The organism is Actinobacillus arthritidis (assembly GCF_029774155.1).
Lineage (GTDB): Bacteria > Pseudomonadota > Gammaproteobacteria > Enterobacterales > Pasteurellaceae > Actinobacillus > Actinobacillus arthritidis.
In genome coordinates this window covers 2,190,165-2,203,837 of sequence record NZ_CP103833.1, presented here as the reverse complement: position 1 = coordinate 2,203,837, position 13,673 = coordinate 2,190,165, and the positions used below count along the sequence as shown (strand labels likewise).

The following is a 13,673-nucleotide window of genomic DNA, read 5'->3' as shown; positions in this document are numbered from 1 at the left end:
CTATTTATTGATAAATCTTTTCTAAAATTTGATCGAAGATCGCACCGTCATCAAAAAATTTCGGCTGAATCAATTCCCAACCACCACCAAAAACCTCGTGCATTTTTAACAAGGTCAAATCCGGAAATTGTTGGCGAAACTCCGCTAAAATTGGACCGCTTGTAGGACGATAATAATGTTTGGCAATCAGGCGTTGTGTCGCTTCGCTGTATAAATATTGCAGATAAGCCTCCGCTTGTTTACGAGTGCCTTTTTTATCTACCACTTTATCTACCACAGCCACTGGCGGTTCGGCGACAATCGAAACTTTTGGGGTAACTATTTCAAACTGATCACCGCCTTCTTCCTGTAAAGCGAGATAAGCCTCATTTTCCCAAGCAAGTAAGACATCACCCAAGCCTCGCTGGATAAAGCTCATCGTCGCCCCTCTTGCTCCGGTATCTAATACCGGCACTTGCTTATACAATTGGCTTACAAAATCTAATGCCTGTTTGCTCTGTCCCAAAATGCTGTTTTGCATACGCCCAAGCGGCCAAAAATTCCACCTTGCTCCGCCGGAAGTTTTCGGATTTGGCGTAATCACTTCAATACTCGGATCTCGCACTAAATCCTGCCAGTCGTAGATCTGTTTTGGATTTCCTTTACGCACTAAAAACACAATAGTTGAGTAATACGGTAAGCTACGTTCCGCCAAACGTTGTTGCCAATTTGGATCAATAAGATCTTGATGTTTGTTCAACGCATCAATATCGCCGGCTAATGCCAAGCTGACAATATCTGCTTGCAAGCCGTCAATCACTGCCCGAGCCTGTTTACCGGATCCGCCATGTGACGTTTTTATCGTGACCTGCTCACCACTTTGCTGTTGCCAATAGTCAGCAAACAGGCGGTTATATTCTTTGTATAGCTCACGGGTCGGATCATAAGAAACGTTTAATAACTCAACCGCATAAGTCTGTGCTGACAGCATTAAACAAGCGGTTAAAAAGTAGAACTTTTTTACAATCATCATATAAATCCTCATATTGGCTAAAAATCTAACCGCTCAAGTCGCTTTAGCAAAGAACCGAAACTTTATTGATATAGCCATATGGAATAAAAATAGTGAAAAACATCACAAATTACTTGTTTTAAAACAAAAGACCTTAGCTCAAGCCTTTAAAACTGCGATTTATTCCAAAAGACTATAATCTATATCCTGTTATTATTTTTCAGAATAACAAATTTCTCTTATAACTTAATGCAACAAATCGTGGCTTGTTTTAAGCGAGTGGAGAAAAAATGAATTACTTACCAATTTTTGTAGATTTAAAAAACCGACCGGTATTGGTCGTTGGTGGCGGACATGTTGCTGTGCGTAAGATCGAGGCGTTATTAAAAGCCGGTGCATCAGTTAAAGTGGTGGCAGACAAACTCCATTCATCACTGCAATCATTAACGGATGAGGGAAAAGTGGAATGGATTGCGAAAACATTTGAAGCGAGTCAAGTTACCTCTAGCTATTTAGTGATTGTCGCAACCGATGATAATACGTTAAATCAACTTGTGTTTGAAACCGCTGAAAGCCAACAACGTTTAGTCAATGTGGTGGATGACCAACCTCGTTGTAGCTATATTTTTCCTTCAATTATCGACCGTTCTCCGGTGCAAATTGCGATTTCAAGCATGGTGCAAGACCAGTATTAATTCGTTTGTTACGTGAAAAACTAGAAGCGTTAATTCCACATAATTTAGGTGCAATGGCAGATATTGCGACCCGTTGGCGTAGTGCGGTCAAAACCCAATTCCCACAATTAACCCAACGTCGCCGTTTCTGGGAAAAATTATTTACTCATCAAAGTTTTCAGCGTCTGACTGAAAATCATCAAATCGAACAAGCGGAAGCGTTAGTGGAAGCCGAATTACATAACAATAATCCGGTTTTAGGCGAAGTTTCGTTAGTTGGTGCGGGGCCAGGTGATGCCGGTTTACTTACCTTAAAAGGTCTACAAACGATTCAACAGGCGGATGTAGTGTTATATGACGCATTGGTATCCGAGGCAATTTTAGAATTGGTTCGCCGTGATGCGGATAAAGTGTTTGTTGGTAAACGAGCCGGCAAACACAGCGTCAAACAAGAAGATACCAATCAGTTACTAGTGAAATATGCCAAACAAGGTAAACGTGTGGTGCGTTTGAAAGGTGGCGATCCGTTTGTGTTCGGGCGTGGCGGCGAAGAATTGGAAGTGCTTAAAGCAGAAAATATTCCGTTTAGTGTCGTGCCGGGCATTACTGCCGCATTAGGTGCAACTGCTTATGCAGGGATTCCGCTCACCCATCGAGATCACGCACAGACTGCAATGTTTATTACCGGTCATTTAAAGCCAGACGGTAGTCAACTTAAATGGGAAACGCTTGCTCAAGGCAATCAAACATTAGTGGTTTATATGGGGACGATTAAAGCGCCGAGTTATCCACAGAATTACAAAAACACGGTAAACCGTCCGATACACCGGTGGCAATTATCAGTAACGGCACGTTGCCAAATCAGCAAGTACAAACCGGCGTATTAAGTGAATTGGCAGAACTTGCCGAAAATGCCCCAACACCGGCATTGATTGTGATTGGCGAAGTGGTCAAATTACAAAAAGACCTTGCTTGGTTCGGCAAAGAAGCGGTGCAATTTGTTTCAACCCAAGAAACGCTATGGAAACAAGTCGCATAACGGAGAGAATAATATGAATTTTTTTAATCCGACATTATGGGCAATCCCAACACCGTCCGAAGCGGATTTTGCAAATCTTAGCCCAAAAGAAACCGCTTTATATGAGCGTATTCAGCAGATTAGCCAACAACATCACAATGTGAAATTCGCTAGCAGTTTAGCGGTGGAAGATATGCTGATTACCGATGTGATCGCCAAAAGCCAAGCAGACATAACCGTGTTTACTTTGGAAACCGGACGTTTAAATCCGGAAACGTTAGCCTTGGTCGATAAAGTCAAAGAAAATTATCCGGCTTTAGATTTCCAACTTTATTATCCCGATACACAAAAAGCGGCGGAATATGATCAGCAAAAAGGTAAATTCGCCTTTTATGAAAGTGTGGAATTACGCCGAGAATGTTGTTTTATCCGCAAAATCGAACCGCTTAATCGAGCCTTACAAGATGCGGATGCGTGGCTAACCGGACAACGCCGAGAACAATCGATGACTCGTACCGAGCTTGCTTTACATGAACAAGATACGAGCCGAGGTATCGATAAATATAATCCGATTTTCGATTGGTCTGAATTAGAGGTTTGGGCGTATATCTTAAAACATCAAATTCCCTATAACGAACTGTATAAACAAGGTTTTCCGAGTATTGGTTGCGAACCTTGTACTCGTCCAGTCAAAGCTGGAGAAGATATCCGAGCCGGTCGTTGGTGGTGGGAAAACAAAGACAGCAAAGAGTGTGGATTACATAAATAAAAGGATCTGAAAATATGACAACGCAAAACAATATCGAAAACGGGCATTTAGATTGGCTTGAGGCGGAATCGATTTACATCATTCGTGAAGTGGTGGCGGAATGTAGCAATCCGGCATTGTTGTTCTCCGGTGGTAAGGATTCTGTGGTTTTACTTGCTCTGGCACGTAAAGCATTTCAACTCGAGGGACGTGATTTAGTGCGCCGTTCCCATTAGTACATATCGACACAGGGCATAATTATCCCGAAGTGATTCAATTCCGTGACGAACAAGTGAGAAAATTAAATGCAAAATTAGTCGTCGGTCACGTCGAAGATTCAATCGCTAAAGGCACGGTAGTGTTACGCAAAGAAACTGATTCTCGTAATGCGGCACAAGCGGTCACTTTATTAGAAACGATTGAAGCCAACGGTTTTGATGCCTTAATGGGTGGTGCAAGACGAGATGAAGAAAAAGCTCGTGCCAAAGAACGCATTTTCTCGTTCCGTGATGAATTTGGTCAATGGGATCCAAAAGCACAACGCCCGGAATTATGGTCGCTTTATAATGCTAAATTACATAAAGGCGAAAATATGCGTGTGTTCCCGATTTCTAACTGGACAGAACTCGATATTTGGCAATATATCGAACGTGAAAAACTCGAATTACCGCCGATTTATTATGCACATGAGCGTGAAGTAGTAGAACGTAACGGCTTACTTGTGCCGGTTACTCCGCTGACACCAAAACAAGCGAATGAGGAAAGCAAGCTGGTTTCGGTACGTTTCCGTACCGTAGGTGATATTAGCTGTACTTGCCCAGTTGCTAGCACTGCCGCAACACCGGCAGATATTATCAAAGAAACCGCAGTCGCCGAAATTTCAGAACGCTCTGCCACCCGTATGGATGACCGAGCTAGCGAAGCGACAATGGAACAACGTAAAAAACAAGGTTACTTCTAAGCTAAGCACTCAATTTTCCCCAGCAGGGCAACACTATACATAACCTAGTACGGCTTTGCCGTGCTAGGAATAAAAAGGACAATAATATGAGCAATTTAAACCAATATGCCCCACTTCGTTTCATCACTGCCGGTAGCGTAGATGATGGTAAAAGCACGTTAATCGGGCGTTTACTTTACGATAGCAAAGCCCTATTAAGCGACCAGTTATTAAGTTTGAATAAATCTAAAAATGCCGGTGAAGTCATTGATTTTTCGATTCTAACCGACGGCTTAGAAGCAGAACGTGAGCAAGGTATCACAATTGATGTGGCATACCGTTATTTCTCCACCGCCAAACGCAAATTTATCATTGCCGACACACCAGGACATGAACAATATACGCGTAATATGGTGACCGGTGCTTCAACTGCTAATGTTGCTGTGGTGTTGATTGATGCTTCACAATTAGATTTTAGCCAAGCAGAATTGGAATTGTTGCCACAAACCAAACGTCATTCGGCAATCCTAAAACATTTACGGACACCACATGTTATTGTGGCGGTAAATAAAATGGATTTATTGGATTTTGATGTTGCAAAATTTGAAGCAATTACCACCGCTTACCGCAAGTTAGCCGATCAGCTTGGCATTCAACAGGTGCAATTTGTACCGGTTTCTGCGTTGCAAGGCGACAATATCGTTCATAAAAGCGAACGCACACCTTGGTATGACGGAGAGCCGTTACTCACCATTTTAGAAAACTTACCGAGCAACGAGAATTTATCGGAACGTGCGACAGATTTTCATTTTCCGGTGCAGTTAGTCAGCCGTTTAGATCAAGATAAAGCGGATGATTTCCGAGGTTATCAAGGCAGAATTGAGGCAGGTTCGGTGAGTGTTGGCGATACGATTCGAATCGAACCGAATGGCTACACCTCGACCGTATCGGAAATTATTAGCCCGAATGGTATCGTGCAAAGTGCGGTTGCTGGTGAGCAAGTCACGATTCGTTTAGCGGATGATATTGATATTTCTCGTGGCGATACTTTTGTGGCACAACATTCACCGATTATCGCCACAAAACGCTTAACTGCTACGGTATGTTGGTTTGACCAACGTGCATTAAATCCGGCACGTAAATATTTACTGAAGCACACCACACAAACTGTATTTACTAAAGTGACAGCAGTTGATCACGTGCTTGATGTAAAAACCTTGAGCAATTTCAGCGAAGCGGACAGCTTGAAATTAAACGATATTGGCAAAGTACAACTCAGCTTACAAAAGCCGATTACCGCTACCACTTATGCACAAAATGTTGCGACGGGCTCATTTATTTTAATTGATGAAGCGACCTATCACACGGTTGCCGCAGGGATGATTCTCGCGACTGAATAAAGATTCACCTTAAACACAAGCGGTCTAAATTTGCTAAAAGTTTGCAAATTTAGACCGCTTTTTTATGCTTATAAACGACATAAACACATAGCAAAATCTTTATTAATATTCCTAAAATGAATAAGAATCTCAAGTTTTATCTTCGCTAACCATAAATTCTCTTATAAATGCTAATCTAACCGCTCATTTAACATTTTATATTCCATTCAGCTCTAAACTATTCCCTGTTAGTATTTTTAAGAATAATAAAATCCCTCTATAAATACACTATTGAAATATTTTTTAAACGTGGGGATTTTATATGAGCGTTGAAAATAAAGGGGAATTACCTTTATCTACTGATACTGTCCAAGTTTTAGCAAATTTAAATCATTTACAACTGGCATGGCTATCTGGTTATACCTGGGCAAAAGCTCAAGGTGTAAAGAGTATTGCTGAACATTTTGCAAAAAACACTTCTGATTCAACCGCTTTAGTGGCAACAGAACCACTTAAAGTGACTGTCCTTTCCGCTTCACAAACCGGCAATGCCAAATCAGTTGCCGATAAATTAACGGAGCGTTTAACAGCTATCGGAGTAAATGTCACACGTACATCTCTAAAAGATTATAAAGCCAAAAATATTGCCGATGAAAAACTCGTATTATTGGTAACATCTACACAAGGCGAAGGCGAAGCACCGGAAGAAGGTGTGCTGTTATTAAAGCTAATCAATGGTAAAAAAGCACCGAAATTAGACCGCTTGCAATTTGCCGTATTAGGCTTAGGCGATTCTTCTTATCCAAATTTCTGCCAAGCCGGCAAAGATTTTGATCGTCGTTTTGAGGAGTTAGGTGGTTCTCGTTTATTTGATCGCGTTGATGCCGATTTAGATTTCCAAGCAACTGCGGATCAGTGGATCAATGAGATTGTCGACATCATTAAAGCTAAAAATAACGAAGGTGTAACGGCGAATTTAGCATCAACAACATCTCAAAGCTCCGTAGCAACGAACCAATCAAAATACAATAAAGAGAACCCTTTTCCTGCAACCTTAATGACTAATCAACGTATCACGGCTAAGGATGCAGAAAAAGATGTACGTCATTTAGAGTTTGATTTAAGCGGATCCGATTTGAGCTACCAATCTGGCGATGTACTGGGTGTTTATTTTGAAAACGATCCTGCATTGGTAAATGAAATCCTGACTGCTATCGGTTTAACTGGAGAAGAACAAGTAACTCTGCAAGATCAAACGCTACCGTTATCTACTGCTTTACAAACGCAATTTGAATTAACTCAAAACACAGTGGCTTTCGTTAAAAACTATGCGGCACTCGCCAATCACTCAGAATTAGACGCGATTGTAGCGAACAGTGAGCAATTACAAAATTTTGTACAAAATACACCGCTTGTCGATGTACTTAATCGCTATCCGGCAACACTCTCTGCTGAGCAATTTATTGCTTTACTACGTCCGTTAACTCCTCGTTTATATTCAATTTCCTCCGCACAAGCTGAAGTTGGCGAAGAAGTACATCTTAGTGTTGGGGTTGTTCGCTATGAACATAATGGCAAAGTACGTGCCGGCGGTGCATCAAGTTATTTAGCCGATCGTGTGGAAGAAGACGGACAAGTGCGAATTTTTATTGAACATAACGACAATTTCAAATTACCACAAGATTCTTCCAAACCGATCATTATGATCGGTTCCGGTACTGGTATCGCACCATTCAGATCCTTTGTACAACAACGTCTTGCTGATGAAGCTGAAGGTAAAAACTGGCTGATTTTTGGTAATCAACATTTCGCTTCCGATTTCCTCTATCAAACTGAATGGCAACAATTTGCTAAAGACGGTTTCCTACATAAATATAGCTTTGCGTGGTCACGTGATCAGGAGCAAAAAATTTATGTACAAGACAAGATCCGTGAAGAAGCCGAAACACTATGGCAATGGCTACAACAAGGGGCTTATATTTATGTGTGTGGCGATGCAAGCCGTATGGCGAAAGATGTTAATCAAGCGTTATTAGATGTCATTGCACAGCAAGGTAATCTAAATGCGGATGAAGCAGAAGAATATTTAGATAATTTACGTGAAGAAAAACGTTATCAACGTGATGTTTATTAAAAATCAGTGGAATTTAGGAGTGAGAAAATGAGTGATAAAAAAACCAAAGGCTTAGAGTGGCAAGAAAAACCGTTATCTGACAACGAGCGTTTAAAAACCGACAGTAATTTCTTACGTGGTACGATTTTAGAGGATTTAAAAGACGGCTTAACCGGTGGCTTTAAAGGCGATAATTTCCAATTAATTCGCTTCCACGGTATGTATGAACAAGACGACCGTGATATTCGTGCCGAACGTTTAGAAGAAAAACTTGAGCCGTTAAAATTTATGTTACTACGTTGCCGCTTACCCGGCGGTATTATCAAACCTTATCAATGGATTGAAATTGATAAATTTGCCCGTGAACATACTCGTTATCAGTCGATTCGTTTAACCAATCGCCAAACATTCCAATATCACGGTGTACCAAAAGGCAAATTACAACCGATGCACCGTTTGTTACATAGTATCGGTTTGGATTCCATTGCGACTGCGACTGATATGAATCGTAATGTACTTTGTACTTCAAATCCGATTGAAAGCGAACTACACCAACAAGCGTATGAGTTTGCCAAAAAAATCTCTGAACATCTCCTACCTCGTTCTCGTGGCTACTTAGATGTTTGGGTCGATGGCAAAAAAGTCGAAAGTTCGGACGATTTACTCAAAATTGAAGATGAGCCGATTCTCGGTAAAACCTTCCTACCGCGTAAATTTAAAACCGCGGTTGCTATTCCACCACTTAACGATGTGGATGTATATGCCAACGATTTAAACTTTATTGCGATTCAAGATGAAAACGGACAGCTATGTGGCTTTAACGTATTAGTCGGTGGCGGATTGTCCTTCGAACACGGTAATACCAAAACTTATCCGAATGTAGCTTATTCACTCGGCTTCGTACCATTGGAACACACGCTTGCCGCCGAAGGCGTGGTAAAAACCCAACGTGATTTCGGTAACCGTTCTGATCGTAAAAATGCACGTGTACGTTATACCGTACAAAATATGACGCTTGACGGCTTTAGAGCGGAAGTGGAACGTTGTATGAATATCAAATTCGAACCGACACGTCCATATGAATTTACCGAGCGAGGCGACCGTATCGGCTGGGTAAAAGGTATCGACAATAACTGGCACTTAACCTTATTCATTGAAAGTGGTCGTATTACCGATAAACCTGAAAAACCTTTAATGACAGGTGTTTTGGAACTCGCTAAAGTACACAAAGGTGATTTTCGTATCACAGCTAATCAAAATCTGATTGTGGCTAATGTGGCGGAACAAGATAAAGCACAAATTGAGGCGATAGCTCGCCAATACGGATTAATCCAAGAAATCTCAAAATTGCGTGAGAATGCGATGTCTTGCGTATCCTTACCAACTTGCCCATTAGCCATGGCAGAAGCGGAACGCGTATTACCGGATTTTATTACTGAACTCGATAAAGTTCTGAGTAAACATCACGTTTCCGATGAAAGTATTATTACCCGTATCACCGGTCGCCCAAATGGTCGCGGACGAGCAATGTTGGCGGAAATTGGTTTAGTTGGTAAAGCGGTTGGACGTTATAACCTACATATCGGCGGCGATCGTGCAGGTTTGCGTATTCCTCGCTTATATAAAGAAAATATTACTTTACCAGAAATTGTGAATGAAATTGACCAATTAGTCGCACGTTGGGCAACTGAGCGTCAAGCGAATGAGGCTTTCGGTGACTTTGTTATTCGCTCTAATATCATTGCCCCGGTTGTCAATGCTCACATTGATTTCTGGGACGCAACGAAAATTATTCCAACAAAACAACAATAATCTAAAACTCGTGGCATAATACGCCACCTTGCGGTCAATCTGTAAAGTAGGGCAGATTGACCGCTTTTTTATTCTGAACGTTTATTCTAATATCCAATCGATTTTCACAGCCGGCAACCAACAATTTATAAGCACAATTATAGTGAATAACTAACGGCTACACTTCATCAATATCTATAATCTACGAATACAATTTAAAATGATTTAATTGCTGTAAGTAAGAGTAATTACCAAATTGATAATTATATTTTCGATATAAAGACAACCAAGTATGCCGAAACAGTATATTTAAAATATCTTGATCTCCTAAACCCACACCTTGGCGATTATATTATTCAATGGCTTCCAACATTTTTATTGTAAATCCGGAATTTCCCACCATTTTTATCATTTAACAACACATAGAATCGTTTTCCCAAACAAGCGGTCAAATTTCCCTTATTTGCTACAAATCTACTAAAAAATCATACGCATATATAAAACAGTCAGGGCTAAATCTAGGAATAAATAAATGAGAGAATAAAGAAAAAAGAAAGAAAGGAAGAAATGAATCAGGAAAAAGAATAAAAACAACAAAGCAATGAAAAATAAAGTCTTGAAAAAGCAAAAACCCCAGAGCTATCACTAACTCTGGGGTTCTACTTCTTTGTCTTTGCTTTCGCACTAAATTCAATCTGGCGATGCCCTACTCTCACATGGGGAAACCCCACACTACCATCGGCGTTACTGCGTTTTACTTCTGAGTTCGGAATGGAATCAGGTAGAGCCACAGCACTCTGGTCGCCAGAATATTCTATTGATGACTTCAGCTATTGCCTTTGTCTTTATTTGTCTATTTTCTTATTCTTTATCTGCTTTTTATTCGCACTTTAAATTCGAAACAAGCCGTTACTGAGTGTAGTGCCCAAAAACACTTGAGCGTTGTATAGTTAAGCCTCTCGGGCAATTAGTATGTGTTAGCTCAACGTATCACTACGCTTACACACCACACCTATCTACGTCGTAGTCTCCAACAACCCTTACCGACTTATAGTCGGGGAGAACTCATCTTGAGGCAAGTTTCGTGCTTAGATGCTTTCAGCACTTATCTCTTCCGCATGTAGCTACCCAGCAGTGCCTCTGGCGAGACAACTGGAACACCAGTGATGCGTCCACTCCGGTCCTCTCGTACTAGGAGCGACCCCTCTCAATTCTCCAACGCCCACGGCAGATAGGGACCGAACTGTCTCACGACGTTCTAAACCCAGCTCGCGTACCACTTTAAATGGCGAACAGCCATACCCTTGGGACCTACTTCAGCCCCAGGATGTGATGAGCCGACATCGAGGTGCCAAACACCGCCGTCGATATGAACTCTTGGGCGGTATCAGCCTGTTATCCCCGGAGTACCTTTTATCCGTTGAGCGATGGCCCTTCCATTCAGAACCACCGGATCACTATGACCTGCTTTCGCACCTGCTCGACTTGTCTGTCTCGCAGTTAAGCTTGCTTATACCATTGCACTAACCTCACGATGTCCGACCGTGATTAGCAAACCTTCGTGCTCCTCCGTTACTCTTTGGGAGGAGACCGCCCCAGTCAAACTACCCACCAGACACTGTCCGAGACCGCGTTCCGCAATCTTCGTTAGAACATCAAACGTTAAAGGGTGGTATTTCAAGGACGCCTCCACAATCACTGGCGTGACTGCTTCAAAGGCTCCCACCTATCCTACACATCAAAATTCAATGTTCAGTGTCAAGCTATAGTAAAGGTTCACGGGGTCTTTCCGTCTAGCCGCGGGTACACCGCATCTTCACGGCGATTTCAATTTCACTGAGTCTCGGGTGGAGACAGCCTGGCCATCATTATGCCATTCGTGCAGGTCGGAACTTACCCGACAAGGAATTTCGCTACCTTAGGACCGTTATAGTTACGGCCGCCGTTTACTGGGGCTTCGATCAGGAGCTTCTCTTTCGATAACACCATCAATTAACCTTCCAGCACCGGGCAGGCATCACACCCTATACGTCCACTTTCGTGTTTGCAGAGTGCTGTGTTTTTAATAAACAGTTGCGACCAGCTGGTATCTTCGACCGGTTCAACCTTCAGCGGTAAACGCTTACAATCTACGCCGGCGCACCTTCTCCCGAAGTTACGGTGCTATTTTGCCTAGTTCCTTCACCCGAGTTCTCTCAAGCGCCTGAGTATTCTCTACCTGACCACCTGTGTCGGTTTATAGTACGGTTTAGTATAACCTGAAGCTTAGTGGCTTTTCCTGGAAGCGTGGTATCGGTTACTTCATCTCCGTAGAGACTCGTCATCACTTCTCGGTGTTAACGGAATTCCGGATTTGCCTAAAATTCCCACCTACCGGCTTAAACAGACATCCAACAGTCTGATAACCTAACCTTCTCCGTCCCCACATCGCAGTTATACCAAGTACGGGAATATTAACCCGTTTCCCATCGACTACGCTTTTCAGCCTCGCCTTAGGGGCCGACTCACCCTGCCCCGATTAACGTTGGACAGGAACCCTTGGTCTTCCGGCGAACGAGTTTTTCACTCGTTTTGTCGTTACTTATGTCAGCATTCGCACTTCTGATACGTCCACCAAACTTCTCAATTCAGCTTCATCCGCTTACAGAACGCTCCCCTACCCAACAATGTTTCCATTGATGCCGCAGACTTCGGTGACTAGTTTTAGCCCCGTTACATCTTCCGCGCAGGCCGACTCGACTAGTGAGCTATTACGCTTTCTTTAAATGGTGGTCGCTTCTAAGCCAACATCCTAGCTGTCTAAGCCTTCCCACTTCGTTTCCCACTTAACTAGTACTTTGGGACCTTAGCTGGCGGTCTGGGTTGTTTCCCTCTCCACGATGGACGTTAGCACCCACCGTGTGTCTCCTGAGTATCACTCTTCGGTATTCGCAGTTTGCATCGGGTTGGTAATCCGGGATGGACCCCCTAGCCGAAACAGTGCTCTACCCCCGAAGGTGTCCGCTCAAGGCTCTACCTAAATAGATTTCGGGGAGAACCAGCTATCTCCCGGTTTGATTGGCCTTTCACCCCCAGCCACAAGTCATCCGCTAATTTTTCAACATTAGTCGGTTCGGTCCTCCAATTAGTGTTACCCAATCTTCAACCTGCCCATGGCTAGATCACCGGGTTTCGGGTCTATACCTTGCAACTCAATCGCCCAGTTAAGACTCGGTTTCCCTTCGGCTCCCTTATTCAGTTAACCTCGCTACAAAATATAAGTCGCTGACCCATTATACAAAAGGTACGCAGTCACCCCACAAAGAGGCTCCCACTGCTTGTACGTACACGGTTTCAGGTTCTATTTCACTCCCCTCACTGGGGTTCTTTTCGCCTTTCCTTCACAGTACTGGTTCACTATCGGTCAATCAGGAGTATTTAGCCTTGGAGGATGGTCCCCCCATCTTCAAACAGGATTTCTCGTGTCCCGCCCTACTTATCTCAAACTTAGTACCACTATCAATTTTTCGAATACGGGACTATCACCCTGTGTCGTTGAGCTTCCCAGCTCATTCTCCTAAATCGAATGCTATCGTTTGAAGGCTCCTCCGCTTTCGCTCGCCGCTACTCACAGAATCTCGGTTGATTTCTTTTCCTCGGGGTACTTAGATGTTTCAGTTCTCCCGGTTTGCCTTATTAAGCTATGTATTCACTTAATAATAGTAGATTCTTCATCTACTGGGTTTCCCCATTCGGATATCTTGGATTAAACGCTTCTTATCAACTCATCCAAGCTTTTCGCAGATTAGCACGTCCTTCTTCGCCTCTGATTGCCAAGGCATCCACCGTGTACGCTTAGTCACTTAACTATACAACCTCAAATGTTCTTATTCTTTCAAACTTCACATTTAACGTCAGTTTTTAAACTAAACACTTGACTGCTTTTGTTCAGTCAAGATTTTTTAACTACTCAGACTTTCAATGTATTCGTTATCGCTTTCGCTTTAACGAACTTGAAAAATCTCTCAGTTTTTCAGCTT

6 protein-coding genes, 2 rRNA genes and 2 pseudogenes are annotated in these 13,673 nt (G+C 42.6%); 6 read left to right on the top strand and 4 right to left on the bottom strand.

Going from position 1 to position 13,673, the window contains the following annotated elements; all coding sequences use genetic code 11:
* Positions 1-4: 4 nt before the first annotated feature.
* Positions 5-1,012 (bottom strand): sulfate ABC transporter substrate-binding protein, encoded by a 1,008-nt coding sequence (locus tag NYR89_RS10590; protein WP_279445772.1) that lies wholly within the window; start codon positions 1,010-1,012, stop codon positions 5-7.
* A 269-nt stretch (positions 1,013-1,281) separates the two neighbouring features.
* Between NYR89_RS10590 and cysG the strand changes: the two are divergent.
* From cysG to cysI, 6 genes and pseudogenes are all read left to right on the top strand, one after another.
* Positions 1,282-2,704, top strand: a pseudogene (gene cysG / locus NYR89_RS10585) (siroheme synthase CysG).
* 13 nt (positions 2,705-2,717) lie between these two features.
* On the top strand, positions 2,718-3,452 hold the full coding sequence (locus NYR89_RS10580) for a phosphoadenylyl-sulfate reductase (protein ID WP_279445771.1): 735 nt from the start codon (positions 2,718-2,720) through the stop codon (positions 3,450-3,452).
* A 14-nt stretch (positions 3,453-3,466) separates the two neighbouring features.
* Positions 3,467-4,392: pseudogene (gene cysD, locus NYR89_RS10575) on the top strand (sulfate adenylyltransferase subunit CysD).
* Between the two features lie 86 nt (positions 4,393-4,478).
* Positions 4,479-5,771 carry a sulfate adenylyltransferase subunit 1 gene (locus tag NYR89_RS10570; protein ID WP_279445770.1) on the top strand — a complete coding sequence of 431 codons (1,293 nt, stop codon included), beginning with the start codon at positions 4,479-4,481 and terminating at the stop codon, positions 5,769-5,771.
* A gap of 301 nt (positions 5,772-6,072) precedes the next feature.
* The gene (locus NYR89_RS10565) at positions 6,073-7,884 is read left to right on the top strand and encodes an assimilatory sulfite reductase (NADPH) flavoprotein subunit (RefSeq protein WP_279445769.1); all 1,812 of its coding nucleotides are present in this window, start codon (positions 6,073-6,075) and stop codon (positions 7,882-7,884) included.
* Positions 7,885-7,911: 27 nt separating this feature from the next.
* On the top strand, positions 7,912-9,675 hold the full coding sequence (cysI, locus tag NYR89_RS10560) for an assimilatory sulfite reductase (NADPH) hemoprotein subunit (RefSeq protein ID WP_279445768.1): 1,764 nt from the start codon (positions 7,912-7,914) through the stop codon (positions 9,673-9,675).
* Between the two features lie 181 nt (positions 9,676-9,856).
* Here cysI and NYR89_RS10555 read toward each other — a convergent pair whose 3' ends face one another.
* The 3 genes from NYR89_RS10555 to NYR89_RS10545 all read right to left on the bottom strand — a co-directional run bounded on the left by NYR89_RS10555 (position 9,857) and on the right by NYR89_RS10545 (position 13,502).
* Complete coding sequence (locus NYR89_RS10555; RefSeq protein ID WP_279445767.1) at positions 9,857-9,991, bottom strand: glycosyltransferase; 135 nt, start codon at positions 9,989-9,991, stop codon at positions 9,857-9,859.
* Between the two features lie 356 nt (positions 9,992-10,347).
* Positions 10,348-10,463: ribosomal RNA gene (rrf, locus tag NYR89_RS10550) — 5S ribosomal RNA — on the bottom strand.
* A 137-nt stretch (positions 10,464-10,600) separates the two neighbouring features.
* Positions 10,601-13,502: ribosomal RNA gene (locus NYR89_RS10545) — 23S ribosomal RNA — on the bottom strand.
* Between the last annotated feature and the right edge of the window lie 171 nt (positions 13,503-13,673).

Bases quoted from the DNA above. Each gene is read 5' to 3' on its own strand.
- NYR89_RS10590 (WP_279445772.1), bottom strand. From the start codon at position 1,012: ATGATGATTGTAAAAAAGTTCTACTTTTTAACCGCTTGTTTAATGCTG.
- NYR89_RS10580 (WP_279445771.1), top strand. From the start codon at position 2,718: ATGAATTTTTTTAATCCGACATTATGGGCAATCCCAACACCGTCCGAA.
- NYR89_RS10570 (WP_279445770.1), top strand. From the start codon at position 4,479: ATGAGCAATTTAAACCAATATGCCCCACTTCGTTTCATCACTGCCGGT.
- NYR89_RS10565 (WP_279445769.1), top strand. From the start codon at position 6,073: ATGAGCGTTGAAAATAAAGGGGAATTACCTTTATCTACTGATACTGTC.
- cysI (WP_279445768.1), top strand. From the start codon at position 7,912: ATGAGTGATAAAAAAACCAAAGGCTTAGAGTGGCAAGAAAAACCGTTA.